Raw genomic sequence first — 26,255 nt, 5'->3', positions numbered from 1 at the left:
GATGTGTGCCGACTTCTGCAAGCATTATCGAGCGCCGATTCCGGATTTCGCACCCATGAATGAACCTACGCTGAACTACGTACTGTGCCCGGGCCCTGCGGCCCCGCCAGTGGCCCCGGACCGCGTGCCAGCTCCGGTGCAGCAGCACCGCATGGCTTACTGGGAGTGGAATGCCACAGGCAATCCGGTGCATCCGCACGTGGTGGTTTGTGTGCATGGACTCTCGCGCCAGGGGCGCGACTTCGACACCCTGGCACGCGCACTGAGCCTCCATGCGCGGGTGATCTGCCCCGATGTGGTGGGGCGCGGCCAGAGCGACTGGCTGGCAGACCCCATGGGCTACCAGATTCCGCAGTACGCAGCTGACATGCTGGCTTTGCTGGCGCAGTTGCACCAGCAGGGGCCTATTGCCACGCTGGACTGGGTGGGCACCAGCATGGGGGGGCTGATTGGCATGGGCATTGCGGGTCAGCCAGGGTTGCCCTTGCCGGCACCAGTGCGCCGGCTTGTGCTCAACGATGTGGGGCCGATCATTCAGTGGGAGGCCCTGCAGCGCATCGGCCAGTACCTGGGGCAGCTGGCGCGGTTTGCCTCGCTGCAGCAGGCGGCCGATGCCATGTGGGCTATTTCCACCAGCTTTGGTCCGCACACGCCCGCCCAGTGGCTGGAGCTGTCGCGTGCCATGGTGCGCGCGCTACCCGAGTCTGAAGGGGGTGGCATCACACTGCACTATGACCCCGCCATTGCCGTGCCTTTCAAGGCCCTGACCCCGGAGTCCGCTGCCGCTGGCGAGGCCGCGTTGTGGCAGCTGTACGACCATATCCAGGCGCGCACTCTGTTGTTGCGCGGCTCGCAGTCAGACCTGCTATCGCGCGCAACCGCGCAGGCGATGGCGCAGCGCGGGCCCCGGGCGCGCGTGATCGAATTTGATGGGGTGGGGCATGCGCCCACCTTGGTGGCTGACGATCAGGTCGTGGCCGTCACGGAGTTCCTGCTGGCGGCAGAAGGTGTTGTGGCCGGATGAAAACCAACCCTCCCGCACTTGCGTCCCTTCCCCTCCAGACCGACACCGTTCCGCAGCTCATTGCCGCCACTGCGCACACGCTGCCCGAGCAGGTGAATGCGCTGGTGCGCGCCCGTGCCTTTGCCGAGCCGCTGATGGCGGGCGAAACCCTGGATTCAGGCGAGAACACGCTGGCCCACGCAGATGCCGTGGCCTCGATCCTCAAAGGCATCGGGGGCTCGGAGGCCATGCAGGCGGCTAGCTACCTCGTCTATGCCTGCGTACACCTCAACAAACCAGAAGAGGTCATTGCCAAGGCGTTTGGCGACAACTTTGCAGCCCTGGCTGTGGAAACGACCAAGCTCATGCGCGTGCAGCAGCAGGCCCGCACCGCAGAGCACCTGGAAGACCCTGCGGTGCAGACCGAGAACGTGCGCAAGATGCTGCTCGCTTTCTCACGCGACCTGCGGGTGGTGATGCTGCGCCTGGCCTCGCGGCTGCAGACCTTGCGCTTTCATGCGGCCAGCAAGCGCCCCGTGTCGCCGAGCCTGGCGCGCGAGTCATTGCAAGTGTTCGCGCCGCTGGCCAACCGCCTGGGCATCTGGCAGGTGAAGTGGGAGCTGGAAGACCTGTCCTTCCGCTTCCTGGAGCCTGACACTTACAAGGAAGTCGCCCGCCTGCTCGACGAGAAGCGGGGCGAGCGTGAGGTGTACATGGAGCAGCTGCGCGCCCGGCTCGAATCTGATCTGCGCGCGCGCAGCATCAGTGCCAGCGTGCAGGGGCGTCCCAAGCACATCTACAGCATCGTCAAGAAGATGCGCGGCAAGTCGCTCAACTTCGACCAGGTGTTCGATATTCGCGCGCTGCGCGTGGTGGTGCCCACGGTGAAGGACTGCTACGCCGCCCTGAGCTGGGTGCACGAGCAGTTCAAACCCATTGTGGAAGAGTTTGACGACTACATCGCCAAGCCCAAGCCCAACGGCTACCAGTCGCTGCACACCATCGTGCGCGACGACAACGGCAAGCCCATCGAGATCCAGATCCGCACCCAGGCCATGCACGAACACGCCGAGCACGGCGTGGCGGCGCACTGGGCCTACAAGGAGGCCGGATCCAAGGGCTACGCGGGTGTGTCTGCCACGGGAGAGTACGACGCCAAGATCGCGGTGCTGCGCCAGTTGCTGGCCTGGGAGCGCGATCTGGCCGGAGCCTTGCCCAACCGGGGCCTGTTCGAGGATCGCATCTATGTGCTGACGCCCGATGCGGCCGTGGTCGAGCTGCCGCAAGGCGCCACGCCGGTGGACTTTGCCTATGCCGTGCACACCAGCCTGGGCCACCGGTGCCGAGGGGCCAAGGTCGATGGCGCCATGGTGCCGCTGAACACGCAGTTACAGAACGGACAGACGGTGGAGATCTCCACCGTCAAGGAAGGGCGCCCTTCGCGCGACTGGCTCAACGCCGAACTGGGCTACCTCACCAGCCACCGCGCCAAAGCCAAGGTGCGTGCCTGGTTCAACGCCCAGGCGACTCACGAAACCGTGGCCCGTGGCCGCGAATCGGTCGAAAAACTCTTGCAGCGCGAAGGCAAGACCGCCGTCAAGCTCGACGACCTGGCTGTGCAGCTGGGTTTCAAGTCGGCCGATGCTTTGTTTGAAGTGGTGGGCAAGGACGAGTTCTCGCTGCGCAACATCGAAACGGTGCTGCGCCCGCCCGAGCCGGTGCTGCAGCCTGATGACTTCCTGCTGCTCAAGAAGACGCGCACCAACGACGCCGCCCCCAAGGGAGGGGTGCTCGTGGTGGGCATCGATTCGCTCATGACCCAGCTGGCCAAATGCTGCAAACCCGCACCGCCCGACACGATCCGTGGTTTTGTCACACGGGGCAAGGGGGTGAGCGTGCACCGCGCCGACTGCAGCAACTTCCGCGAGATGGCCGCCCGCAGTGCCGAGCGTGTGATCGATGTGGAGTGGGGGGCTCCCAAGCAGGCTGCAACTGCCGCCGTGTACCCGGTGGATGTGGCTGTGGAAGCGGCCGACCGCCAAGGCCTGCTGCGCGACATCTCGGAGGTCTTTGCTCGCGAGAAAACCAATGTGATCGGCGTGCAGACCCAGTCGGTCAAAGGCACTGCCTGGATGACGTTCACGGTGGAGGTGGCCGATTCGGGGCGCCTGAACAAGGTGCTGGGCATTGTGGCCAGCGTGCAAGGCGTCCGTTCAGCACGCAGACGGTGAGACTGACTCCCGGGAGCGCTTGGGTCAAAGCGGTGGCTTGGCGGTGACCTTCGCGATTTGTTCCGCAGGTTTTCTGGATCGGTTGATTTTTATGGCTATAATCGTAGTCTTAACAACGACAGGCGCGTAGCTCAGCTGGTTAGAGCACCACCTTGACATGGTGGGGGTCGTTGGTTCGAGTCCAATCGCGCCTACCAAGTTTTTTTCTGAAAGAAACCAGCTTTCAGCACATTTTAAAACTTGGAAAATCAAGCCGACCTCTCATGGTCGGCTTTTTTGTTTGTTTGCCCGCCTCGTAATGCTGCAGCCGAGGCAGGTTTCCACGACGCGTGCTTGCATCAACGGGGCTCCGCGCCACCCGTTTCTTCCCTCTCCACTTCGTGTCTCTTGCGTCCTTGCTTCTGACGCGAGTTTCCTCGGATTGCCTGCCGCGCGCCTCTTGCTCGGTGTGCGTCTTAAGGGGCTCATAAGGCACTTCTGCCATGCTCTTGTTGTTGACGACCTCCCTCCCTCTTGCTTTTGGCAAGAGTTCGGCCCGCCCCGTGCGGGCTGCTTTTTTTCTGCGGCGATATCGTGAAGAGTGGAGCGAACTGAACGGGTGATGCGCCCGTGATCCACAGCACAGCCAGACCGGGCGAATCCCGGGTGTCGCAGCCGTGACAGGTGGTGCCAGCACCCCATCAGGGTATTCCTTTGCCGCTGCGGTGGTGCACTCTCCCTAGAATGTGCTGCACTGCAATACATGGGTTTCGAGCCCGAGGAGTTCGTCGTGTCCGAACAGAAAAGTGCCGCGTCCAAGTCGGCCCAGCGTGTCATCAAGAAGTATCCCAACCGCCGTCTGTACGACACAGACACCTCCACCTACATCACCCTGGCCGAAGTGCGCCAACTGGTCATGGACCACCAGCAGGTGGTGGTGCGCGATGCCAAGACGGGCGAAGACCTCACGCGCAGCATCCTGCTGCAGATCATTCTGGAAGAAGAGGCCGGTGGCGCGCCCATGTTCACCGAGGCAGTGCTCGCCAACATCATCCGGTTCTATGGCCATGCCATGCAGGGCTTCATGGGGGCCTACCTCGAAAAGAACGTGCAGGCCTTCACGGATGTGCAGACCAAGCTGGCCGAACAATCGCAGAGTGTGACGCCGGAGATGTGGGCGCAGTTCATGAACCTGCAGTCGCCCATGCTCAAGGGCATGATGGGCAACTACGTGGAGCAGTCGCAATCTATGCTCACGCAGATGCAGGAACAGATGCAGAAACAGACCGAGCAGATGCTGGGAGCGTTCGGTTTGAAGCGGTAAGGCTCGCGAGGCTGCCCGGGCTGCGGTTCGTTTGGTGCCTGGGGGAGGGCGCTATCGGCAGCCTGGCGCAGCCGGATTCACGGCGCACCGGGGGGCTTTGCTCCACCCCTGTTCAGCCACCGCAAAACGCCGGTCCGGCCGCACTGGAGGGGCTCCCTCACCGGCCAGGCGCCGGAACTGGGACAATACGGGGTTATGAGCGAAGCACTCTCCCCCACGAAAACTCCCAAAGTCGGATTTGTCAGCCTGGGTTGCCCCAAGGCGCTGACGGATTCCGAACTCATCCTCACGCAACTGAGCGCCGAGGGCTACGAAACCTCCAAGACCTTCCACGGCGCCGATCTGGTCATCGTCAACACCTGCGGTTTCATTGATGACGCCGTCAAGGAAAGCCTGGACACCATTGGTGAGGCCCTGGCCGAAAACGGCAAGGTCATCGTTACCGGCTGCCTGGGCGCACGCGCGTCCGAAGGTGGCGGCAACATGGTGCGCGAGATGCACCCCAGCGTGCTGGCCGTGACCGGGCCGCATGCCACGCAAGAGGTGATGGACGCCGTTCACCTGAACCTGCCCAAGCCGCACGACCCGTTCATCGACCTGGTGCCCGGCGGTTTTGGCATCGCGGGCATCAAGCTCACGCCCAAGCACTACGCCTACCTCAAGATCAGCGAGGGCTGCAACCACCGTTGCACCTTCTGTATCATCCCGTCGATGCGCGGCGACCTGGTGTCGCGGCCCATTGGCGATGTGCTGAGCGAGGCCAAGGCCTTGTTCGAAGGCGGCGTGAAAGAGCTGCTGGTCATCAGCCAGGACACTTCGGCCTACGGCGTGGACGTGAAGTACCGCACAGGCTTCTGGGACGGCAAGCCCGTCAAGACCCGCATGCTGGAGCTGGTGCAGACCCTGGGCGAGATTGCCGAACCCTACGGCGCCTGGGTGCGCCTGCACTATGTGTACCCCTACCCGAGCGTGGACGAAGTGATCCCGCTCATGGCCACAGGCAAGGTACTGCCTTACCTGGATGTGCCCTTCCAGCACAGCCACCCGGACGTGCTCAAGCGCATGAAGCGCCCCGCCAGCGGCGAGCGCAATCTGGAGCGCATCCAGCGCTGGCGCGAGGCCTGCCCCGAGCTGGTCATCCGCAGCACCTTCATAGCGGGCTTTCCGGGCGAGACAGAGGAAGAGTTCCAGCACCTGCTCGACTTTGTGCGTGAGGCGCAGATAGACCGTGCAGGCTGCTTTGCCTACAGCGACGTGAACGGCGCCGCCGCCAACGAGCTGCCCGGCATGCTGCCCATGGAAGTGCGCGAAGAGCGCCGCGCCCGCTTCATGGCGGTGGCCGAGGAAGTCTCCATCACCAAGCTGCAGCGCCGCGTGGGCGCGACCATGCAGGTGCTGGTGGACCATGCGCCCGCTTTGGGTAAGAAGGGTGGCCGGGGCCGCAGCTATGCCGATGCGCCCGAGATTGATGGCGTGGTGCACCTGCTGCCGCCCGAGAAGATCAGCAAGCAGCTCAAGGTGGGCGAGTTCACCAAGGCGCGCATCGTGGGCACGCAGGGACACGATCTGGTGGCTGTGCCGGTGTGATGAGGCCTGAGGGGCGGGTGCTATTGTTTTTATAGCTTTAAGCGCTTGTCTATCAGGCGCCAAGCCCCAAAAAAACCAATAAAAAAGGCTTCCCGAGGGAAGCCTTTTTTGTGGACCGGGGCAGAAGCTGCCTCAGACGCGCTTGCGGTATTCGCCGGTGCGGGTGTCGATTTCGATCTTGTCGCCTTGCGACACGAACAGGGGCACGGGCACTTCGAAGCCGGTGGCGATCTTGGCGGGCTTCATGACCTTGCCGGAGGTGTCGCCCTTGACAGCGGGTTCCGTCCAGGTGATTTCGCGCTCGACGCTGGTGGGCAGTTCGACCGAGATGGCCTTGCCGTCGTAGAACACCACTTCAACGGCCATGCCGTCTTCCAGGTAGTTCAGCGAGTCGCCCATGTTTTCGGCTTCGACTTCGTACTGGTTGTACTCGGTGTCCATGCACACATACATGGGATCGGCGAAGTAGGAGTAGGTGCACTCCTTCTTGTCCAGGATCACGTTGTCGATCTTGTCGTCGGCTTTGAACACGACTTCGGTGCCGAAGTTGCCGATCAGGCTCTTGAGCTTCATGCGCACGGTGGCTGCGCCGCGGCCGCCACGGGCGTATTCGGTCTTCAGGACAACCATGGGGTCCTTGCCGTGCATGATCACGTTGCCGGCGCGGATTTCTTGAGCGATTTTCATAGCGAGTTGCTTGGGTTGGGGCCGCTCAACGCGCGGGCCGGTGGCTTTCTGTGGTCTCTTGGGAGGGCAGAAGGCGCGCCGTGCCGATGCATGTTCCGCGGCGGGAATGCGCGAGGGCTGGACACCGGTGTGCCGCACCTGATTTGCGCAAAGCCTCGGATTTTACCGTTTTTCGGCGACAAAGCCCAAAAGTTGTGCCACGAGGTTGTCCTGCGTCAGCAGGCGGGCACGGGCGGCTGCAATGCAGGCGGTCCACTCTGCCAGGGTGTCGTCGCCGGGCCACTGCAGGGGCTCAGTGTTGAGCCCATTCCAGGTGGCGTGGAACTGCCGCAGCGATTGTGGGGCCTGCAACCAGTCCAGAAACGCCCAGAGCTTGTCATGGTGCGCGTTGTCATCCTGGGGGTAGATGTGCCAGACCAGTGCCTGCCCGGCCCACAGCGCCCGCACCAGCGAGTCTTCGCCGCGCACCAGGTTGAGGTCGCAGGCCCACAGCATGTCGTCAAACGCCGTTTGGGGGCGTGCTGGCAGGTATGAAATGCATAGCTGTCCGCGCTTGCCAGATGCGCCAGGGAGGGTGTTTTGACTATGTACTTCGGTGGCGCCCAGTGCGGCCTGCACCGCAGCCTTGGGGCGGCCCGGCGTGACGAGCAGCTGCGTGGGCCTAGCCTGGCTGTGCTGCAGCAGTTCGGGCAGGGCGGCGGGCTCGTAGCAGAACAAGGACACCCAGCGCTGCCCGGGGGCGGCCTCGCCCAGGCCGAATTCCTTGGCGTGCGCACTGCGCCACGCGGTGCTGTCAAATGCCTGGCGCCGCACCATCAGGTCGGGCTCGCGCAGCAGTCCGCCCGTGGCGGGCGTAAAGCCAGGGTAGAAAAACCAGCGTGTCCAGCCCGCAGCGGGCCCTGACAGGAGGGGTGACGGCAGCCGGTGGGTGCGCTCCACATAACGCTCCGCCGACAGGTACTCCAGATTGATCCACACAGGTTTTTGGCTGCCTGCGCGCGACTGGTATGCGCTATAAGCTATGAATTCAGGAGCAATCTCGCAGCCGAACGCTTCCACCATCACATCGGGCGTCCGTTCGTGGGCGCCGGGCGGGGGCGACCCCCAGGCGCGCAGCTCCACGCCCGGGCAGCCTGCAGGCGCCATCCACCTGAGGGCCGAGGCATCGTCCACCCACAGGCGCACGTGGTGCCCCAGGGTGGCCAGTTGCGCCACCAGCCGCCAGCACACGCCGATGTCGCCAAAGTTGTCGATCACGCGGCAGAACACGTCCCATTGCAGGGCGGGGAGCGCGGGCTTCACGGGGGGCTTGGCTGTCATACCCTGTTGTCCTCAGGTGCTGCGCCAGCGCGCAAATGGTCCACCAGCAGCCGCGCCACGCTGGAGAGGGATTCTTCCGAGCGTACGCACAGCACCAGCTGCCGGTGCGCCCAGGGCTCGTTCAGCGTGACCACGCGGATGGGCTGCGAGCCCTTGTACAGCGCGGCGCTGCCACGCGGCATCACGCCCACGCCGAGGCCAGCCGCCACCATCAGGCACAGTGCGTCGTAGCTGGTGACCTGCATGCGCAGGCGCAGCGGCAGGCCGGCTTCGGAGGCCGCGCGGGTCAGCTGGTTGTTGATGGCGCTGCCCGGGTGCGCGCCCACAAAGTCGTAGGGCAGGGCGTCGGCCAGCCGGGCCGACTTGCGGCGCGCCAGCGCATGGCCCGTGGGCACCACCAGCACCAGCTCGTCGGTGCGGTAGGGCAGCTGTACCACGCGGTCGCCGTACTGGCCCTCGTTGAGGATGCCCACATCAGCCGCGTTCTCGGCCACGGACTGGGCGATGGCTGTGCTGATCTGCTCCTGCAGCCGCACGTCCACCTGCGGGTGCAGCGCCATGAAACTCTGCAGCTGCGCCGGCAAGAACTGCGTGATGGCCGAGATGTTGGCCACCACCCGCACATGGCCGCGCACGCCCGCGCCGTAGTCGCGCATCTGGCTGGCGATGCCGTCCAAATCATTGAGCACGCCACGCGCCAGGTTCAGCAGCGCATAGGCTGCAGCCGTGGGCTCGGTGCCCTTGTTGCTGCGGGTGAACAGCGCCACGTGCAGCGCGTCTTCCAGGTCGGCCAGGCGGCGGCTCACGGCCGATGCGGCAATGTGCTCGCGCGCAGCAGCGGCGGCGATGGTGCTTTCTTCCATCACGGCCACAAACAGGCGCAGGGAGACGGGGTCGAGTTTCATGGGGGCCTGATGGTAACAAGCGCAGCCACTGCCATGCCGGTTTGCGATGGCATCTTGTTGCTTGAGCGATTTACGGCCCCGCGCGCCCTGCGCATCATTCGCCCCGAGCCGTCCCAGCGTGGGGCTGGCCGCAGGAGACAACCCCACCCATGGATTCCATTGCTTCCCCCGCCGCCTTGCAAGGCGTGCGCGTCATCGAAATGGGCCAGCTCATTGCCGGGCCGTTCTGCGGCAAGACGCTGGGCGAGTTTGGCGCTGACGTGATCAAGATCGAAGCGCCCGCAGACCCGATCCGACCCGGTGCGTCGGGCGGCGACCCCCTGCGGAACTGGCGCCTGATCAAGGAAGGCACCTCCGTCTGGTGGCAGGTGCAGTCACGCAACAAGCGCTCGGTGGCGCTGGACCTGCGTCAAAAAGAAGGCCAGGACATCGCCCGCCAATTGATTGCAGAGGCCGATGTGCTGGTCGAGAACTTCCGCCCCGGCACGCTCGAAGGCTGGGGCATGTCGCCCGAAGAGCTGCACCAGCTCAACCCGGGCCTGGTGATGCTGCGCATCTCCGGCTACGGCCAGACCGGGCCGTACCGCGACCTGCCAGGCTTTGGCGCCATCGGCGAGGCCATGGGCGGCCTGCGCCACCTGACGGGCGAGCCCGGCCGCGTGCCGGTGCGTGTGGGGGTGTCGATTGGCGACACGCTGGCAGCGCTGCACGGCACCATCGGCGTGCTCACCGCGCTGTACCACCGCAAGGTCAATGGCGGCAAAGGTCAGGTCATCGATGTGGCGCTGCACGAAGCGGTGTTCAACGTGATGGAAAGCCTGATCCCCGAATACAGCGCCTTTGGCGCTGTGCGCGAAGCCGCAGGCAGCGCGTTGCCAGGCATTGCCCCTAGCAACGCCTACCCCTGCACCGACGGATGGGTGCTGGTGGCGGGCAACGGTGACAGCATCTTCAAGCGGCTGATGGACGCGATTGGCAGGCCCGACCTGGGCGCCGCGCCCGACCTGGCCAACAACACCGGCCGCGTGGCCCGTGTTGAGGAGATCGACGCCGCCATCGGCGCGTGGAGCGCGCAGCGCACCGTGCAGCAGGTGCTGGACGCCCTGGGCGCGGCGCGTGTGCCTGCCGGCAAGGTCTACACCGCCAAGGACATCGCCGAAGACCCCCACTACCGCGCCCGCGACATGCTTTTGACACAAGAGACGCGTGACGGCTACAGCGTGGAGGTGCCGGGCATCGTGCCCAAGCTCTCTGCCACGCCGGGCACCATCCGCAGCAGTGCGCCGCACCTGGGCGATGACACCGATGCGGTGCTGACAGAAATGGGGCTCACTGCCGAGCAGATTGCATTGCTGCGCAGCAAAGGAGTCGTGCAATGAATGCACCCAGTACCGCTTGGCAAGGCATAGGCCGCCGCATCCACATGCAGGAAGTTGGATTGCGCGACGGCCTGCAGATGGAAAAGGCCTTCGTACCCACAGCCGACAAGATTGCGTTGTGCAATGCTCTGTCGGCCGCAGGCCTGTCCAAGATCGAGGTGACTTCGTTCACATCGCCCACCGCCATCCCCGCGCTCAAAGACGCCGAGATCGTGATGCGCGAGATCACACGCCGCCCGGGCACGGTCTACACGGCGCTGGTGCCCAATCTGCGCGGAGCAGAGCGCGCCATCGAGTCGCGCACGGACGAACTGAACCTGGTGATGTCCGTCAGCGCCACCCACAACCTGGCCAATCTGCGCATGACGCAGGAACAGTCGTTCGCGGCACTGGCTCAGGTGGTGGCCCTGGCGCAGGGCGCCAACGTGGCGGTGAATGTGTCGCTGTCGTGCGTGTTTGGCTGCCCCATGGAAGGCGATGTGCCCGAGGTCGATGTGTTTGGCTGGGTGCAGCGTTTTGTGGATGTGGGCGTGTGCGGCATCACGCTGTGCGACACCACGGGCATGGCCTACCCCACGCAGGTGCACCAGCTCACGGCAGCGGCCCGTGCGCGCTGGCCGGGGGTGGAGTTCACCCTGCATTTCCACAACACGCGCGGCATGGGCCTGGCCAATGTGCTCGCGGCCATCGACGCGGGTGCTGACCGGTTCGACGCCTCGCTGGGTGGCCTTGGCGGTTGCCCCTACGCGCCGGGGGCCAGCGGCAATGTGTGCAGCGAAGAGATCGTGCATGCGCTGGCGCTGATGAGCTATGACACCGGGGTGGATCTGGCACAACTGGTGGCCGCTGCGCAGCAACTGCCTGCGTTGATCGGCCACGACATTCCGAGCCAGATCGCCAAGGCGGGCCCGCGCCTGGCGCTTCACCCGGTGCCTGCCGATTTCGATGCCATCCGCGAAAGAGCGCTGTCCCGCTGAATGCGGGCGCGCCTGCATCCCCCATCACCACAGGAGACAAAACCATGAGCTTCCCCACCCCACTGTCCCGCCGCCTCTTCACGGCCGCCGTGTTGTGCTCCGCCGCCTTTGCGGCGGGCGCGCAGGACAAATACCCCTCCAAACCCATCACCGTGGTCGTGCCCCAGGCTGCGGGCGGTGCCAACGACGCCATTGCGCGCGTGGTGGCGCAAAAGCTGGGTGAGCAACTGGGCCAGAGCGTGATCGTGGAGAACCGCCCTGGCGCAGGCGGCACGCTGGCCACGGGCGCCACAGCCCGGGCGCGCAACGACGGTTACACGCTGCTACTCACGGCCGACAGCGCCCACGTGATTGGTCCCGCGCTCTACAAGAACCCCGGCTTTGATCCCGTGAAGGACTTTGCCCCTGTGGCACCCGTGGCGACTGCGGGCTATGTGCTGGTGGCACACCCATCCTTCCCAGCCAACACTGTGGCCGAAATGGTGGCATTGGCCAAGGCCAACCCTGGCAAGTATTCGATTGCCTCGGCGGGCAACGGCACGCTGAACCATCTGATTGGCGAGATGCTGCAAAAGGCCGCCGGCATCCAGCTGCAGCACATCCCCTACAAGGGCTCCGCCGCTGCCGCCACCGACGTGGTGGGCGGGCAGGTGCCGCTGTCGGTGCAAAGCCTGCCTTCGGCCATCGCGTTCATCAAGGCGGGCAAGCTCAAGGTGCTGGGTGTGGTCAACGAAAAGCGCGTGGCCGCGCTGTCCGATGCGCCCACGATTGGCGAAACCATCAAGGGCTTTGGCCAGGCGCCCTGGTATGCGCTGTTTGCACCGGCCGGCACACCTGCGCCCATCGTGGCGCAACTGCAGGCCGAAGTGGCGCGTGCGCTGGAACACAAGGATGTGGTGGACAAACTGGCCACCGTGGGCTGCGAGCCCTTCAAGGGCACGGCGGCGCAACTGGCGGCCCTGGTGCAGTCCGACCTGCCCAAGTGGAGCCGCGTGGTCAAGGACACGGGCGCCACGGTCGATTGACCGCGCATTTTTCTTGGCGACCAACGGTTCCTCGCTTCTCAGATTTTTGACAACAATGACAACGGAGACATCGCTTTCATGAAAACCACCCGCAAGCAGTTCACCACCCTCGCCATCGCCGCACTGGCTACGGGCTTCATCGGCCACGCAGCGGCGCAGGGCGCCTACCCGTCGAAGAACGTCACCCTGGTGGTGCCCACCGCCGCAGGCGGCACCACCGACCTGTCGGCCCGCATGCTGGCGCAGGCCCTGGCGCCGGTGCTGGGCCAGTCGGTCATCGTGGACAACAAGGGCGGGGGCAACGGAAACATTGCCGCCAGTGCTGTCAAGCGGGCCGAGGCCGATGGCTACACGCTGCTGATGCAGTACTCCGGCTACCACGTCATCTCGCCCCACATTACCAAACAGAAGCAGTGGGAGCAGAGCGACTTCCAGCCCGTGGCCAATGTGATCTCGGCCCCGCAGATCATCGTGGTGCGGGCCGACCTGCCGGTGAAGACGCTGCCCGAGCTGATCGCCTACGCCAAGGCCAACCCCGGCAAGCTCAACTACGCCTCGTCGGGCAACGGTTCGCTGCAGCATGTGACCGGTGCCATGCTGGAGCAGCAGGGCGGCATCAAGATGGTCCACGTGCCCTACAAGGGCACAGGCCCTGCGCTGCAGGACCTGCTGGGCGGCCAGGTGGACCTGACCTTTGGGACGGCACCGCCTTTCATGCCGCACATCGCGAGCGGCAAGCTGCGCGTGCTGGCCGTGACGGGCAAGCAGCGTCTGCCCAGCCTGCCCGATGTGCCCACCACCGCCGAGGCGGGCTACCCCAAGGTCGATGCCACCTCGTGGTTTGCGGTGTTTGCCCCGGCCGCCGTGCCCAAGGCCGTGGTGGACAAGCTCACGGCCGATATCCGCACCGTGGTGCAGAACGCGGCCTTCCAGCAGAAGGCGCAAGAGCAGGGCGCCACGGCCGACTACCAGACCCCGGCGCAGTTGGGTGACAAGGTGAAGGCGGATCTGGCCAACTGGGCGCAGGTGGTGAAGACCTCGAAGATCGAGGCGGAGTGACCGAGGGGCAGCTTTTTTGATAAAAATGGCTGCAAGCGCTGCTTGAATAAGCGCTGGTAGCTATTTATTTGATAGTGAATGGGCTAGGCTGTGCGCGGGGCCACAATACGCGCCATGTTTGATGTGCATTCCGAAGAACTCCTGGCGCAGGTGGCTGCGCTGCCCGCGCTGCCGGGCGTGTACCGCTATTTCGACGCGCAGGATGCGCTGCTGTACGTGGGCAAGGCGCTCAATCTCAAGCGCCGGGTGTCCAGCTACTTCCAGAAGAACCATGGCGGCACACGCATCGGCCACATGGTCAGCAAGATCGTGCGCATGGAGACCACGGTGGTGCGCTCGGAGGCCGAGGCGCTGCTGCTAGAGAACAACCTCATCAAGACGTTGAACCCCAAGTTCAACATCCTGTTCCGCGACGACAAGAGCTACCCCTACCTCAAGATCACCGGCACGCCGGGCGCCCACACGCGGGGCGACGCGCCGGGGCAGGTGTTTCCGCGCATGGCGTACTACCGGGGCGCGGTCGATAAAAAACACCGCTACTTTGGCCCTTACCCCAGCGCGTGGGCTGTCAAGGAAACCATCCAGCTGCTGCAAAAAGTCTTCCGGCTGCGCACCTGCGAAGACACGGTGTTTGCCAACCGCACGCGGCCCTGCCTGCTGTACCAGATCAAGCGCTGCACGGGGCCCTGTGTGGACCTGATTTCGCCCGAGGCGTATGCGGCTGATGTGTCGCACGCCGAGGCGCTGCTGCGTGGTGAAACGCAGGAGCTGCTGCAGGCGCTGGAGGTGCGCATGATGGCGCATTCGGACAAGCTCGAATTTGAGCAGGCGGCCGAGGTGCGCAACCAGATCCAGGCGCTGTCGCGCGTGCTGCACCAGCAGTCCATCGAGACGGTGGATGACAAGGATGTGGACATCCTCGCCGTGCGTGTGCAAGGCGGCCGCGCCTGCGTGAACCTGGCCATGGTGCGCGGCGGCCGTCACTTGGGCGACCGGCCGTACTTTCCGGTGCATGTCGAAGACGCAGCGGCGGTGTATGCGGAGGAGGACGGAGAGGGGGCTGACGCCGCCGAGGGCGTTGAAGGGGAAAGCGCCGCACCTGTGCCGCCTGCACGGCCCGTGGAGGTGCTGGTGCTTGAAGCCTTCATCGCCCAGCACTACATCGGCGTGCCGGTGCCGCCGATGCTGGTGACCAGCGTGCCGGTGGACAAAACCTTGCTGGATGCGCTGACCGAACAAAGTGGCCTGCGTGTGAACGCCATCCATCAGCCCCGCGAACAGCGCCGTGCCTGGCTGGACATGGCGCAGAAGAATGCGGACCTGCAGCTCGCTCGCCTGCTGGCCGAAGAAGGCTCTCAACAGGCCCGCACGCGGGCGCTGGCCGAGGCGCTGGACTTGCCGCCCGAAGACCTGGACCAGCTCACCATCGAGTGCTTCGACATCTCGCACACGGCGGGCGAATCCACGCAGGCATCGTGTGTGGTGTTCCACCACCACAAGATGCAGAGCAGCGAATACCGCCGCTACAAGATCGAAGGCATCACCGGTGGAGACGACTACGCCGCCATGCGCCAGGTGCTCACGCGCCGCTACAGCAAGGTGGTGGAGGCGCAGCGCGAGGAGGGCGGTATTGACTATGCAAAGTCCTCTGAGGCGCAAGCAGCGGCCCGGCCCAAGGGCCAGGCGCGTTTGCCCGACCTGGTGCTCATCGACGGTGGCAAGGGCCAGGTGGGTGTGGCGCGCGAGGTGTTCACCGCGCTGGGGCTGGACCTGACGCGGATCGTGGGCGTGGAGAAGGGCGAAGGCCGCAAGGTGGGGCTGGAAGAGCTGGTGTTTGCCGATGGGCGCGAAAAGGTGTACCTGGGCAAGGACTCGGCCGCGCTGATGCTGGTGGCACAGATCCGCGACGAGGCGCACCGCTTTGCCATCACGGGCATGCGCGCGGCGAGGGCCAAGGTGCGTGTGGGCGGCGGGCAACTGGAAGAGATTGCGGGTGTGGGGCCCAAGAAGCGCGCGCGGCTGCTGCAGCGGTTTGGCGGCGTGCGTGGCGTGGCGGCGGCCAGTGTGGAAGACCTGGCCACGGTGGATGGCATTTCGCGTGAGCTGGCCGAAGAAATTTATAGGGCGCTGAGATAAGCCTTATGGACAGTGCCCCGGCTGTGCCGTGACACAATCGCCGCCATGTTCTGGACTATCCCCACCTTGATGACCTGGACGCGCATCGTCGCGATACCTTTGATCGTGGGGGTGTTCTACGCACCGCTGGACCCTGCCACGCGCAACCTGATTGCCACCGTGATGTTCGTGGTGTTTGCAGCTACCGACTGGCTGGACGGCTACCTGGCCCGCAAGCTCAACCAGACCTCGTCGTTCGGCGCCTTCCTCGACCCGGTGGCCGACAAATTCCTGGTGTGCGCATCGCTGCTGGTGCTGGTGCATCTGCAGCGCGCCGATGTGTTCGTGGCGCTCATCATCATCGGCCGCGAGATCGCGATCTCGGCGCTGCGCGAATGGATGGCGCAGATTGGTGCGAGCAAGAGCGTGGCCGTGCACATGATTGGCAAGGTGAAGACCACGGTGCAGATGCTGGCCATCCCCTTCCTGCTGTACGACGGGCGCCTGTTCGGCGTGATCGACACAGGCGTGTGGGGCACCTGGCTCATCTGGGCCTCGGCCGTGCTCACGGTCTGGTCGATGGTGTATTACCTGCAGAAGGCGCTCCCCGAAATCCGGGCCCGCGTCAAGTAAATTCCAGGCGTTTTAGGCTGCTTGCGCGCGCTGGATAAGCGCTGGTAGCTATATTTTCAGGAGCATTTGCATGGCGAAACATCGCATTGCCGTGGTGGCCGGTGACGGCATTGGCAAAGAGGTCATGCCCGAGGGCCTGCGTGTGCTCGACGTGGCCGCGCGCAAGTTTGGCATCGACCTGCACTTCGACCACTTCGACTTTTCGAGCTGGGACTACTACGAGAAGCACGGCAAGATGCTGCCCGACAACTGGAAGGACCAGATCGGCGGCCACGAGGCGATCTACTTCGGCGCCGTGGGCTGGCCGGAGAAGATTGCCGACCATGTCTCGCTCTGGGGTTCGCTGCTGCTGTTCCGCCGCGAGTTCGACCAGTACATCAACTTGCGCCCCGCGCGCCTCATGCCCGGCGTGATTGCGCCCGTGGTGCGCCGCGACGGCAGTCCGCGCCTGCCCGGCGAGATCGACATGCTGATCGTGCGCGAGAATACCGAGGGCGAATACTCCAGCATCGGTGGCCGCATGTACGAAGGCACGCCGCGCGAGATCGTGATGCAGGAGACGGTGATGTCGCGCCACGGCGTGGACCGCGTGCTCAAGTTTGCGTTTGAGCTGGCCCAGTCGCGCCCCAAGAAGCATTTGACCAGCGCCACCAAGTCCAATGGCATCGCGATCACCATGCCGTATTGGGACGAGCGCGTGGCCGAGATGGCCAAGTCCTGTCCCGATGTGAAGGTGGACAAGTTCCACATCGACATCCTCACGGCCCACTTTGTGCAGCGGCCGGACTTCTTTGATGTGGTGGTGGCCAGCAACCTGTTTGGCGACATCCTTTCGGACCTGGGGCCTGCCTGCACTGGCACCATCGGCATTGCGCCCAGTGCCAACCTCAACCCCACGCGCACCATGCCGTCGCTGTTCGAGCCCGTGCATGGCTCGGCGCCCGACATTGCAGGGCAGGGTATTGCCAACCCCATCGGGCAGATCTGGTGCGGCGCGATGATGCTGGACTTCCTGGGGTATCGCGCCGCACATGATGCAGTGCTGGCTGCCATTGAAGCCGTTCTCGACCCCCAAAGTGGCGGACCACGCACCCCGGATCTGGGGGGAAAGTCGAGCACGCAGGACGTTGGCAAGGCCATTGCCGAAGCCCTGTCGGCCGTTTGAGTGGCGCAGGGATTGGGGTGTCAATACGGGATGCTGCCCATACGGCGTGTTTGAGACAAAACCGGCCTGCAAGCCCTGTCGCAGCGTGAAATACGACTAGAATTCATCGCAGCGCTGCGTCAAAACGGCGTGCTGTATTGACACTCTGAAACTCGATGGCTTTAATCTGATGCAGCAGCCACTGCTGTGTATGCCAGTCATTCCCCCGCCTGCTCTCCATCAGCCCTCGGCTGTGCCGTCAGACGTGTGAAGACCAGATATCCGCGAGACATTCCATCAACTCTTTTCCGAGAGGCTTCTTGTGAACAAAACCGAACTGATCGAGCACATTGCTACCAACGCCGACATCTCCAAGGCCGCTGCTGCGCGCGCCCTGGAATCCACGATCGAAGCGGTCAAGAAGACTCTGAAGAAGGGCGGCACGGTGTCGCTCGTCGGTTTTGGCACTTTTGCTGTGGGCAAGCGCGCTGCCCGCACGGGTCGCAATCCCCGTACTGGCGCTACGATTAAAATCAAAGCTGCTAAAGTTCCAAAGTTCCGTCCTGGCAAGGCATTGAAAGATGCCTTGAACTGAGGATCAAGTTTAGGTGGGGTCCTTAGCTCAGTTGGTAGAGCGGCTCCTTTACACGGAGTAGGTCGGCGGTTCGAGACCGTCAGGACCCACCATCACCGAACAAAGGCGAACGCAAGTTCGCCTTTTGTTTTTTGCCTCTGAAAGATCGACCATGTTTGAATCCATCCGCAAGCACTCCAAGATCGTGATGATCTTCTTGTTCTTGCTGATCATTCCTTCGTTTGTGCTGGTGGGCATTGACAGCAACTACTTCTCTGAAAAGAGCCCAGTGGTGGCGCGTGTCGATGGAGACAACATCAAGCAGACAGACTGGGACAATGCCCACCGCATGGAGACAGATCGCATTCGTGCGCAGTCTCCCACGGTCGATCCCAAGTTGCTGGACTCGCCCAGCGCCCGTTACGCCACGCTGGAACGTCTGGTGCGTGACCGCGTGCTGGCAGCTGCTGCACAAAAAATGCACCTCGTCACCAGCGATGCGCGCCTGGCGCGCAGCCTGCAGGAAATCCCGGCGATTGCAGGGCTGAAGCGCGCGGATGGAACACTGGACGCCGAAGCCTACCGCACGCTGGTGGCCGGCCAAGGCCTCACGCCTGCGGGCTTTGAGGCCAATGTGCGCCGGGACATCTCCATCAATCAGGTTATGGGGGGGGTGATGAGCTCTGCCTTTGGCACGGATGTCCAGGTCAAGCTGGCGTTGAATGCCTTGTACGAGCGACGCGACATTCAGGTGGCACGTTTCAATGCCTCCGATTTCGCCAGCAAGGTCGCGCCCACGGATGCGGACCTCGAAACCTACTACAAGGCACACCCCGCACAGTTCCAGCAGCTGGAGCAGGCGGCTGTGGAGTATGTGGTGCTGGACCTCGACAGCGTGCGCGCCACCATCTCGCTGAGCGAAGATGATCTGCGCACCTACTACAAGGAGAACGTGGCGCGGATGACTGCCAAGGAAGAGCGTCGCGCAAGCCACATTCTCGTCAACGCCGCCAAGGACGCACCGGCCGCAGACCGTGAAAAGGCCAAGGCCCGGGCCGCCGAACTGCTGGCCCAGGTGCGCAAGGCGCCCGCGAGTTTTGCTGAGGTGGCTAAAAAATCCTCCGACGACAAAGGCTCTGCCGTGGTGGGTGGGGACCTCAATTTCTTCGCCCGTGGTGCCATGGTCAAGCCCTTTGAGGATGCAGCCTTCGCACTGAAGAAGGGCGAGATCAGCGATGTGGTGGAAAGCGACTTCGGTTTTCACATCATCCAGTTGACCGACATCAAGACACCCCGCCAACCCTCGTTCGAGGAACTGCGTCCTTCGATGGAGGCTGAACTCAAGCAGCAACAAGCCCAGCGCAAGTTTGCCGAAGTGGCTGAGTCCTTCACGAATGGCGTGTACGAGCAGGCCGACAGCCTGCAGCCGGTGGCAGAGAAGCTCAAGCTCAAGGTGCAAACGGCCACTGGGGTCACGCGCACTGCAGCGCCGGGCGCCAAGGGGCCACTCGCCAATGCCAAGTTCCTGGAAGCGCTTTTCGCATCGGACTCCGTGCAAAACAAGCGCAACACCGAAGCGGTTGAAGTGGGACCCAGCCAGATGGCCGCAGGCCGTGTGACAACCTATACCCCCGCCCGCACCCTGCCTCTGGACGAAGTGCGTGCCCGGGTTCGTACGCTTTACGTGGCAGAAAAGTCGGCAGAGCTGGCCCGCAAGGAAGGCGAGGCCAAGTTGGCTGCGTGGAAAGCGACGCCCGCTTCGGCCACAGGCCTGTCGGCCGCCACCGAAGTGTCGCGTGAGCAAACCCAGAACCTGCCGCGCCCGGTGATCGATGCCGCCCTGCGCGCCCCTGCCGATGCCCTGCCTGGCTGGGCGGGTGTGGACCTGGGCGCTGCGGGCTACGTGGTGGTCAAAGTCAACCGCGTGGTGCCTCGCCAGGCGCCTGATGCCCAGCGTGCACAGCAAGAACGCCAGCAGTACGAGCAGTGGCTGACGACGGCCGAAGGCCTGGCCTATTACGAGTTGCTCAAGCAGCGCTTCAAGGTGCAGATAAAAGCGCCCCGTCCGGAGACCGTGGCCCAAGGAACTGCAGAAAATTAAGCAATTTGGCCTTCGGGGTGAAAACCCAGGCTATAATACAAAGCTACGGTGGCTGTAGCTCAGTTGGTAGAGTCCAGGATTGTGATTCCTGTTGTCGTGGGTTCGAGCCCCATCAGCCACCCCAAAATGCAAAGCGCTGCAACGGAAACGTTGCAGCGCTTTTTGCTTTGGGGCTGCCAAAAAGCCGCATTCGGGCAATGCGGCGTGTTGATCAATTTGACATGTGCTTGAGCGGGTGCGGGAGGTGGCAGTCCCTGGCTGGCGTGTGGCCCGGTTGTGTTGCTGTCCACGAGGCACGCCATCGAAGCGGCAAAGTGGTGAGGGGGCGGGAAAGAAGCGGCCAGAAGATGGCTGGCCTGCCCGGAGGGACTCGAACCCCCGACCTATAGCTTAGAAGGCTATTGCTCTATCCAGTTGAGCTACGGGCAGTAGTGTTTTCGGCGGTAGCGCCTACTAACTTTTTGCGTATTGCTACGCAAATTCACCTTATGCAGGTGCCGAATCATACCTGCTGCGCCTACTTGGTCGGCCCAACCACCCGGCCTTTTCGCAGGTAGTGGCGCTGGGTGGTGGTCACGCTGTCGTGGCCCAGCAACTCAGCGGCAGCCGCTTCGCCGCGCACCTCCGACACGTCATCCGCAGCCTTGGCCCGCAGGTCGTAGAACCGCATGGCTTTGATCTGGTCGGCCAGCTTCGGGTTCAGCTTGGCCGCCTTCGTCCGGGCGCGCTTGTAGACCTCGGCCAACGCCTTCTGGGAAAGCGCCTCGCCGGCCTGATTCACCACCAGCGCGGAACTCCACATCTTGCAGGCTTCCTTGCGGGCCTTGATGCGGTCCAGCAGCACAGCCAGTTCCCCCTCGATTCGAATGCGCAGCTTCGCCCCGGTCTTGCCTTGTGTGACCTTCAAGCGGCCGTCTTCAATGTCGCCATCCGTTATGCCCACGGTGTCGGCGGGCCGCTGGCCGGTGAGATAGGCCAGATCCATGGCATCCCGAAGCGGCCACGCCGCGACGTTCCACACCGCGCGGTACACCTCGTCGGTGATGTACTGCTCGCGCTTCTTCTCTGGCAAGCCTTTGATGCCCATGCACGGGTTCGGCTTTTCCGTGTAGCCCCAGGCCCGGGCCATGTTGAACATGTGGGAGAAGGTGCGCTTGAGCCGGTTCGCCGTTGGCGCCTGGTGCTTCTTCCATTGCAGCAGGGCGTGGATGTGGCTTGGCTTTATCTCGTCCAGCGGGGCGGGGGAGGGTGTGCAGAAGAATTCACGCAGGAGCTTGATGTCCGACGCCTGCAGGGTCTGAGTGCTTTTGGCCTTGAGCGGCACCACCTCGCGCTCATACTTGTCCGCCAGCTCCTTGAAGTTGGCCACGGCCTTCTTTTCTTCGGCGGCGATCAGCTCGGACCACTTGCGCACGGCCAGCACGTAGTCTTTCCCCAGGGGGATTTCCTTGCGGGGCTTGCCGCCCTTGTCGAAGTAGTAATACGTGGTGCCGGAGCGATGGGTTCTGGATCGGAAATACTGCATGGTCAGGCTAAGGCCGGTTCCCAGCCTTTTTGTTGTGGTGTGGGTTGTTGGGCCCCGCCTTCGATAACCGCCCGGGCCACCACCGGGTGGCCGCGCGCGTTCACGTAGTGCGGGATTTTCATACGCTTGAGCTCGGCCGCCTGCAGGTGCTCGCGCGTCTTGCCATCCTTACCGATGCGCACTCCAGTGAGCTCGGCAAGTTCCTTGGCATTCAGGAAAGTGCTCATCTCGCTCTCCAAAAAAGAACCCCGCTCAGTGGCGGGGCTGTGGTTCATCAAAATCAGGGATGGGCGCTCGCTTGTCGCGGCGCTCGCGGGCTCTGCGGCTCATGGTGCTTTCTCCTGTAGGCGGTCGCGGGCGGCGGTGATGACGGCAATCTGCTGCTGAAGCAAAACCAATGCTTGATCACTTGCGACCGCGAGACCATTGAGATGTGGATAGATTGCGATGGCTGCATCCAGCATCTACCGTATCAGCGCCTCGTCCTGCTTGCGGACTTCGGCCTCGATCTTCCTGGCGAAGTCGACCAGCGTTGCTGTCTGGCTGTAGACATGGAGTCGCTCAATTTCCCGGATTCGTTCAGGTGTCAGCATTTCCATCCCCTTTCCCGCTGTTGGCGGTGATGCCGTCTGGGTACGCGCTGCCAGGCTGTCCCGGCTCGTTGCTGTGCGTACAGGCGTTGCGGTGGTCGTTCGCTTTTGGACAGCGCTTGTTTCCGCAGGTTGGACACAGGGCCATGCGGATGCTGTGCGGGTCATCCAGCCGCATCGGGCGGCATGTCAGGCACCAGCACTGCGGCTCCCGCACGGCTTGCGGGGGTGGGGCGTCCGGATACAGCATCGCCACGCGGTGCGGTGCACGATGTGGGTACATCGTGTCGAACGCTACTGGGTCTGCCAGCTCCTTTGCGGCTAGCAACTCAGGATTGACCATCGGCTGACCGGAACAGTCCAGCAGGACGCGCGCCACCGGATCCCCGCCCGCCACGGCCTGCGGTTGGCCCCACTTGGCGAGCACTGCGCGGGCAAACTTGAGAATGTCTTCGCTTTGGTAGCCGATTGCCAAGTCGTCGAATAGCCCGCCCACCATGGCGGCTTCCCGCATGATCTCCGCATCTGTTGGTGTTGTCATTGGATTGGCTCCTGTTCTTGTCCGCAGAAAAGACGCTGCATGTGCTCAACTGCAGCTTTTGCTTGTTGCTCTGTGCGTAGTCCACTAACTGTCATCTGCGCAATGAAGGTGCCATCGGCTTCGACATCCCACTTGAGCGAGACAACAGGCTCAATGTGTTTTGTTGGTGTCGTCACTTGTCGTCTCCTTGATGGGTGGCGCGCTGGGCGGCATCCGAATCGCTCCAAACACCAGCCATCATTTGGTCGATTGCGGCGTTGAGCGCATTGCGGTTTTTCTCGCTGACGATGCGCACAAGCGATGTGAACTTGCCTTCGTCCCATGCCACAGTTATGTGCTCACCGAGCCAGCGCCACCGCGCTGCATCCAGCGCATCTACCGTGGCCGCTGGTGCCGTTGGCTGGGGTGCGGTGGCGAGCGCTACATCCGCCAGATCGCGGGCATCGTCTTGCCGCAGCGAATTACCTCTTTCAACCCACTTCACCCACCCGTCCTGATAAGACCACTGGTCATAGATAGCCTTTGCCACGGCTTCACGCATCGCTGGCGCTACCGGTGCAGCAGCACGGGAGGCGCGGTCGGTGTCAACGTAGGCGCGCATGCTGTGGCGGTTCCATACTTCGCCAAGGCCAACCGTTGTTGCATCGCATTCAGGCAACGGCGGATAGTCGCGCTCCCCCTCCTGCGCAGGGGCGGGCTGTGCTGGGGCTGCTTGCTGCACGGGGGCGGCGGTTGCACCTGATGGTGCGTAGTGCACGGCATGTGTAAAAGCGCCCCAATTCAGTCCAGCAATATCGGCCCCGACCTTTTTCCAAGCATGGTGTAGCGCTTCCCAAGTTGGCACCGCCCGCTCTGCTGCACTGGCATGTGCTGTGAGGGCCGAACAAGCTGCGTCAATGGCATCCCAGCGCGCCCTGTCCGGCTGGTCGTCTTTGGCGGGCTGGCGTGGGCCTATGCCTGACTGCACAGCACGCAGCCCTTCGATGATTTCGGCGGTCGGCAGTTCTGCCGCTATGGGGGCGGGGGTTGTCATTGGAGTTCCTTCAACTTTTTCAGCTTGGCTTCAAGTTCGGCGACTTTGGCAGCGCTGGCCCGCGCTTCTGTGGTCATGACATACGTGGCTGATTGCAGGGCGTTTTCCACGCCTTGGATGAGGCGACGGCGCAAAGCATTAACTGCATCGGTATTGCCTGCAAAAACGCCTTCCAGCCACTGCATACGATCCGCAAATGCATGCTCATCGCCGCGTTCAAGCCAATACGCTAGAAATGCATCCATGTCGGGTAGGTACTGTCCAACGCCATGCATCTGGCTATGGCTTGCCGAATACCACGCGCCCCCTTGTCTTACACGGACCTTTTGCAGGTTGTCATCCAGTGAAATGCAAATGTCTGGAATGCGGCTTACGGTGGTTCGCTCAGCTTGATACGGCGTAACGCAGGCGTCGCCAACGACAAACGGCAATTCAAAGGTCACTGTCACGGTGCGGCCATTGACCGCTACGATTGGGTCGCCCATTGCTCTCTCCCTCAGTAGATGGAGCAGGGGGGGATACGCATCCAGTGGCTTGCAGCCCAAAGGAAATCCTCGCCCATCCATGTGTCGTAGCCGACCATGCGGCTGTCCTTGTCCATCCAGAAAACACGCTCACCGGGCGGCGGCATTTGTTCTGCAGATGCGATCCACCCCGCTGCTACTGCAGGCTGTGGGGCGGCTCCCAGTGCAACCGCGCAGTGCAATGCGATTTCGCGGGTGTACGCAAGGATTTGATCTTGGCTGACGCCACAGCAACCCTCTGTGAACACGCACGATGCGGCGCCATGGTTTAACAGGCTGGAAATGCCCGCGCGCTCCAGCGCCTTCTCGATCAACGCAATCTCTCCATCCATCGGCGGCGGCGCCGGCTCTTGTCCCGCAGCAGGCAGTGACAGGGATGCGCGGGCTTTGCGGTCTGCATCGACATAGGCGCGCATGTGTTCTGCGCTGAATGCGTCTTCCTCGCTGCACCATCCCTTGCCTTCGCAATTTGGGCAGCGTTCGCGTTCTGGTGGTTGGAAATAGCCCATGCTGATTGGGTCGCCTACCTCGCCATTCCCGTCGCAGGAATCGCATCTGAACCGCGCGGGCCAGCCTTGGGGCAACTCTGGGTAGTCGCGCTCAGTATTCGTGTTCTCAGCCATACGGCCTCCTTGGGGTGCAGAAACAAGCGAGCCCGCTGGGTGGCGGGCTCTGTGGGGTGGGGTGCTGCTTAGGCGATCTGTTCAATCGTCTGGATGTTTTTCAGGTTGATGACTTCTCCGCCGTCGCACTTCACGCGGGCCGTGGCCAGGCGATATGCCTCCTGGTGCTCTCCGTAGGAAAGCTGGCGCAGCTGGAAGTCGTGGGCAACCACCAGCATGCGTATGGCCTCCAGCTCAGAGGCGTGCAGCGCTCCGGGTTTCCATCCTTTGGGGGAATCCTGGCGTGTGCCGATTTCCTCCAGAGCTTGGAGCGCTGCTTGCAGGTCGTTGCGAAACCCCTTCACTACGCCACCGTCCTCGATGGCCATGCCCACGTTTACCAGGGTGCACAGGCGAAGCCAGTCCTTGAAGTTGCCCCTGCCCACTCGGAATGCCTCCACCGCCCTGCGGCTGGGCACGATGTAGTGGTCAATCTCCGGCGCCGTGAGCTTGGTTGCATTCCGAAGAGCGATGTTCACCGGGGACTCTGGTGTGTCAGATAGGAACTTCATCCACTCCGGTTGCTTGCCCTTCGCGGCAAGTCGGCGCAGCTGGCGGTTCACTGCCGCCCCCTGTACTGCAGCTCCTTGCCCTCGTACCGACCACCCATCGTGCTGTTCAGGATTGGGATGGCGCGGTGGTCTTGCAGGGTGATGCGCTCGGATGCACGCTGGGCCTCCCACTTGGTGAGGGGTACTGGGTTAGACAGGGCGAAGCCTGCGGGTTTCTTTGGTGTGGTCATGGGCACTCCAGAAAAAAGCCCTCACTTGGAGGGCTGGTGTGTTGGGTTGGCGTTCGCGCTGGCGCTGTGTTCGGCTTCGGCGGATGAGAACTCACTTCCTAGAATTTCTGTGCCTTCAATCTGCTGGTGCGGATCGCTGGTAGAGAAATACAAAGCGCCACAGTGGGCGAACATGCTGTAGCCGTAAATGAACCCCCACGAAAACCCGCAGGTCTTCAAAACCTGATCCATGTCTACCGATTGCTTCGGGTAGTCGTTCCAGATCGCTTGAAGGTCGGCCAGCGCCTGCTTGGCATCAGTTGGCACCTTCGTTCTTGGCCGTTGAATCCCGTGCTGCCGCTCTGGCTTGGTCCACTCAGGTCCGGTCATCGGTGGAGAGAATGAGAAACCAGCAACCCTGCGCGTTGGGCCAGTTGTGTACCAAGCCTTTGCGCGGCCAGCGGCGATACGCTCAGCAAACTCGCGTCCAGCCTTTGTCATAGCCTCAGCGTCGCGGCGAGACTGCTCCCATGCAGCCAACGACTCAGGCTTTGTGATCTTGAAATAGCGCATCTGCTGCACTCCATGAAAAAGCCCGCGCTGGGCGGGCTTGGGG

General features: G+C 63.2%; 28 protein-coding genes and 4 tRNA genes. 16 read left to right on the top strand and 16 right to left on the bottom strand.

Features of this window, described 5'->3' with window-relative positions:
* The first annotated feature begins 55 nt into the window (after positions 1 to 55).
* From AvAM_RS18585 to rimO, 5 genes are all read left to right on the top strand, one after another.
* Positions 56 to 1,024, top strand: coding sequence for an alpha/beta fold hydrolase (locus AvAM_RS18585; protein WP_137748439.1), 969 nt, complete (start codon positions 56 to 58; stop codon positions 1,022 to 1,024).
* Complete coding sequence (locus AvAM_RS18580; RefSeq protein ID WP_137748438.1) at positions 1,021 to 3,234, top strand: bifunctional (p)ppGpp synthetase/guanosine-3',5'-bis(diphosphate) 3'-pyrophosphohydrolase; 2,214 nt, start codon at positions 1,021 to 1,023, stop codon at positions 3,232 to 3,234. The genes AvAM_RS18585 and AvAM_RS18580 overlap by 4 nt, the downstream gene beginning before the upstream one ends.
* A gap of 120 nt (positions 3,235 to 3,354) precedes the next feature.
* Positions 3,355 to 3,431, top strand: a tRNA-Val gene (locus tag AvAM_RS18575).
* 545 nt (positions 3,432 to 3,976) lie between these two features.
* Entirely contained in the window at positions 3,977 to 4,537 is a 561-nt protein-coding gene (gene phaR / locus AvAM_RS18570) for a polyhydroxyalkanoate synthesis repressor PhaR (protein ID WP_063459464.1), read from the top strand.
* A 195-nt stretch (positions 4,538 to 4,732) separates the two neighbouring features.
* Entirely contained in the window at positions 4,733 to 6,124 is a 1,392-nt protein-coding gene (gene rimO / locus AvAM_RS18565) for a 30S ribosomal protein S12 methylthiotransferase RimO (RefSeq protein WP_137748437.1), read from the top strand.
* A gap of 132 nt (positions 6,125 to 6,256) precedes the next feature.
* On the opposite strand, the gene efp is transcribed toward rimO, so the two are convergent.
* From efp to AvAM_RS18550, 3 genes are all read right to left on the bottom strand, one after another.
* Positions 6,257 to 6,811, bottom strand: coding sequence for an elongation factor P (efp, locus tag AvAM_RS18560; protein WP_108616691.1), 555 nt, complete (start codon positions 6,809 to 6,811; stop codon positions 6,257 to 6,259).
* Between the two features lie 162 nt (positions 6,812 to 6,973).
* On the bottom strand, positions 6,974 to 8,131 hold the full coding sequence (earP, locus tag AvAM_RS18555; protein ID WP_137748436.1) for an elongation factor P maturation arginine rhamnosyltransferase EarP: 1,158 nt from the start codon (positions 8,129 to 8,131) through the stop codon (positions 6,974 to 6,976).
* Positions 8,128 to 9,036, bottom strand: a complete 909-nt coding sequence (locus AvAM_RS18550; protein ID WP_137748435.1) for a LysR family transcriptional regulator — start codon at positions 9,034 to 9,036, stop codon at positions 8,128 to 8,130. The genes earP and AvAM_RS18550 overlap by 4 nt, the downstream gene beginning before the upstream one ends.
* A gap of 149 nt (positions 9,037 to 9,185) precedes the next feature.
* On the opposite strand from AvAM_RS18550, the gene AvAM_RS18545 reads away from it, so the two are divergent.
* The 11 genes from AvAM_RS18545 (at position 9,186) to AvAM_RS18495 (ending at position 20,167) form a co-directional block, all read left to right on the top strand.
* A complete protein-coding gene (locus AvAM_RS18545) occupies positions 9,186 to 10,415 on the top strand; it encodes a CaiB/BaiF CoA-transferase family protein (RefSeq protein WP_137748434.1) in 1,230 nt (409 codons plus the stop codon).
* Positions 10,412 to 11,392: a hydroxymethylglutaryl-CoA lyase gene (locus tag AvAM_RS18540; protein ID WP_137748433.1), complete on the top strand. Its 981-nt coding sequence runs from the start codon at positions 10,412 to 10,414 to the stop codon at positions 11,390 to 11,392. Before AvAM_RS18545 ends, AvAM_RS18540 begins: the two co-directional genes overlap by 4 nt.
* A 44-nt stretch (positions 11,393 to 11,436) precedes the next feature.
* Positions 11,437 to 12,417 (top strand): tripartite tricarboxylate transporter substrate binding protein, encoded by a 981-nt coding sequence (locus tag AvAM_RS18535; protein WP_137748432.1) that lies wholly within the window; start codon positions 11,437 to 11,439, stop codon positions 12,415 to 12,417.
* A 78-nt stretch (positions 12,418 to 12,495) separates the two neighbouring features.
* On the top strand, positions 12,496 to 13,476 hold the full coding sequence (locus tag AvAM_RS18530; RefSeq protein WP_137748431.1) for a tripartite tricarboxylate transporter substrate binding protein: 981 nt from the start codon (positions 12,496 to 12,498) through the stop codon (positions 13,474 to 13,476).
* Between the two features lie 114 nt (positions 13,477 to 13,590).
* The gene (uvrC, locus tag AvAM_RS18525) at positions 13,591 to 15,612 is read left to right on the top strand and encodes an excinuclease ABC subunit UvrC (RefSeq protein WP_137748430.1); all 2,022 of its coding nucleotides are present in this window, start codon (positions 13,591 to 13,593) and stop codon (positions 15,610 to 15,612) included.
* Positions 15,613 to 15,657: 45 nt separating this feature from the next.
* Positions 15,658 to 16,224, top strand: coding sequence for a CDP-diacylglycerol--glycerol-3-phosphate 3-phosphatidyltransferase (pgsA, locus tag AvAM_RS18520; RefSeq protein ID WP_026436902.1), 567 nt, complete (start codon positions 15,658 to 15,660; stop codon positions 16,222 to 16,224).
* Positions 16,225 to 16,294: 70 nt separating this feature from the next.
* On the top strand, positions 16,295 to 17,389 hold the full coding sequence (locus AvAM_RS18515; protein ID WP_137748429.1) for a tartrate dehydrogenase: 1,095 nt from the start codon (positions 16,295 to 16,297) through the stop codon (positions 17,387 to 17,389).
* Positions 17,390 to 17,690: 301 nt separating this feature from the next.
* Positions 17,691 to 17,963, top strand: a complete 273-nt coding sequence (locus AvAM_RS18510; protein ID WP_008906675.1) for an HU family DNA-binding protein — start codon at positions 17,691 to 17,693, stop codon at positions 17,961 to 17,963.
* 16 nt (positions 17,964 to 17,979) lie between these two features.
* Positions 17,980 to 18,055 (top strand) — tRNA-Val (locus tag AvAM_RS18505).
* Positions 18,056 to 18,114: 59 nt separating this feature from the next.
* Positions 18,115 to 20,043, top strand: coding sequence for a SurA N-terminal domain-containing protein (locus AvAM_RS18500; RefSeq protein WP_137748428.1), 1,929 nt, complete (start codon positions 18,115 to 18,117; stop codon positions 20,041 to 20,043).
* 48 nt (positions 20,044 to 20,091) lie between these two features.
* A tRNA-His gene (locus AvAM_RS18495) sits at positions 20,092 to 20,167 on the top strand.
* 228 nt (positions 20,168 to 20,395) lie between these two features.
* On the opposite strand, the gene AvAM_RS18490 is transcribed toward AvAM_RS18495, so the two are convergent.
* From AvAM_RS18490 to AvAM_RS18440, 13 genes are all read right to left on the bottom strand, one after another.
* Positions 20,396 to 20,472: transfer RNA gene (locus AvAM_RS18490), tRNA-Arg, on the bottom strand.
* An 88-nt stretch (positions 20,473 to 20,560) separates the two neighbouring features.
* A complete protein-coding gene (locus AvAM_RS18485) occupies positions 20,561 to 21,568 on the bottom strand; it encodes a tyrosine-type recombinase/integrase (protein ID WP_137748427.1) in 1,008 nt (335 codons plus the stop codon).
* Between the two features lie 2 nt (positions 21,569 to 21,570).
* On the bottom strand, positions 21,571 to 21,795 hold the full coding sequence (locus tag AvAM_RS18480) for a DUF4224 domain-containing protein (protein ID WP_137748426.1): 225 nt from the start codon (positions 21,793 to 21,795) through the stop codon (positions 21,571 to 21,573).
* Positions 21,796 to 21,894: 99 nt separating this feature from the next.
* On the bottom strand, positions 21,895 to 22,032 hold the full coding sequence (locus AvAM_RS25740) for a hypothetical protein (protein ID WP_171012322.1): 138 nt from the start codon (positions 22,030 to 22,032) through the stop codon (positions 21,895 to 21,897).
* Complete coding sequence (locus tag AvAM_RS26065; protein ID WP_283202044.1) at positions 22,033 to 22,161, bottom strand: hypothetical protein; 129 nt, start codon at positions 22,159 to 22,161, stop codon at positions 22,033 to 22,035.
* Complete coding sequence (locus AvAM_RS25815) at positions 22,148 to 22,699, bottom strand: hypothetical protein (protein ID WP_212742285.1); 552 nt, start codon at positions 22,697 to 22,699, stop codon at positions 22,148 to 22,150. The genes AvAM_RS26065 and AvAM_RS25815 overlap by 14 nt, the downstream gene beginning before the upstream one ends.
* Complete coding sequence (locus AvAM_RS18470; RefSeq protein ID WP_137748425.1) at positions 22,696 to 22,875, bottom strand: hypothetical protein; 180 nt, start codon at positions 22,873 to 22,875, stop codon at positions 22,696 to 22,698. Before AvAM_RS18470 ends, AvAM_RS25815 begins: the two co-directional genes overlap by 4 nt.
* The gene (locus AvAM_RS18465) at positions 22,872 to 23,732 is read right to left on the bottom strand and encodes a hypothetical protein (RefSeq protein ID WP_137748424.1); all 861 of its coding nucleotides are present in this window, start codon (positions 23,730 to 23,732) and stop codon (positions 22,872 to 22,874) included. The genes AvAM_RS18470 and AvAM_RS18465 overlap by 4 nt, the downstream gene beginning before the upstream one ends.
* Entirely contained in the window at positions 23,729 to 24,217 is a 489-nt protein-coding gene (locus tag AvAM_RS18460) for a hypothetical protein (protein WP_137748423.1), read from the bottom strand. Before AvAM_RS18460 ends, AvAM_RS18465 begins: the two co-directional genes overlap by 4 nt.
* An 11-nt stretch (positions 24,218 to 24,228) precedes the next feature.
* Entirely contained in the window at positions 24,229 to 24,879 is a 651-nt protein-coding gene (locus AvAM_RS18455; RefSeq protein ID WP_137748422.1) for a hypothetical protein, read from the bottom strand.
* A 68-nt stretch (positions 24,880 to 24,947) separates the two neighbouring features.
* Positions 24,948 to 25,397 carry a hypothetical protein gene (locus tag AvAM_RS18450; RefSeq protein WP_137748421.1) on the bottom strand — a complete coding sequence of 150 codons (450 nt, stop codon included), beginning with the start codon at positions 25,395 to 25,397 and terminating at the stop codon, positions 24,948 to 24,950.
* A gap of 80 nt (positions 25,398 to 25,477) precedes the next feature.
* Positions 25,478 to 25,660, bottom strand: coding sequence for a hypothetical protein (locus AvAM_RS18445; protein ID WP_137748420.1), 183 nt, complete (start codon positions 25,658 to 25,660; stop codon positions 25,478 to 25,480).
* A 21-nt stretch (positions 25,661 to 25,681) separates the two neighbouring features.
* Entirely contained in the window at positions 25,682 to 26,212 is a 531-nt protein-coding gene (locus AvAM_RS18440; RefSeq protein ID WP_137748419.1) for a hypothetical protein, read from the bottom strand.
* Positions 26,213 to 26,255: the final 43 nt, after the last annotated feature.

Source organism: Acidovorax sp. NB1 (assembly GCF_005405905.1).
Classification (GTDB): Bacteria; Pseudomonadota; Gammaproteobacteria; order Burkholderiales; family Burkholderiaceae_C; genus Acidovorax.
The sequence above is the reverse complement of the archived record's forward strand: the minus strand, read 5'-3'. Positions and strand labels throughout refer to the sequence as shown.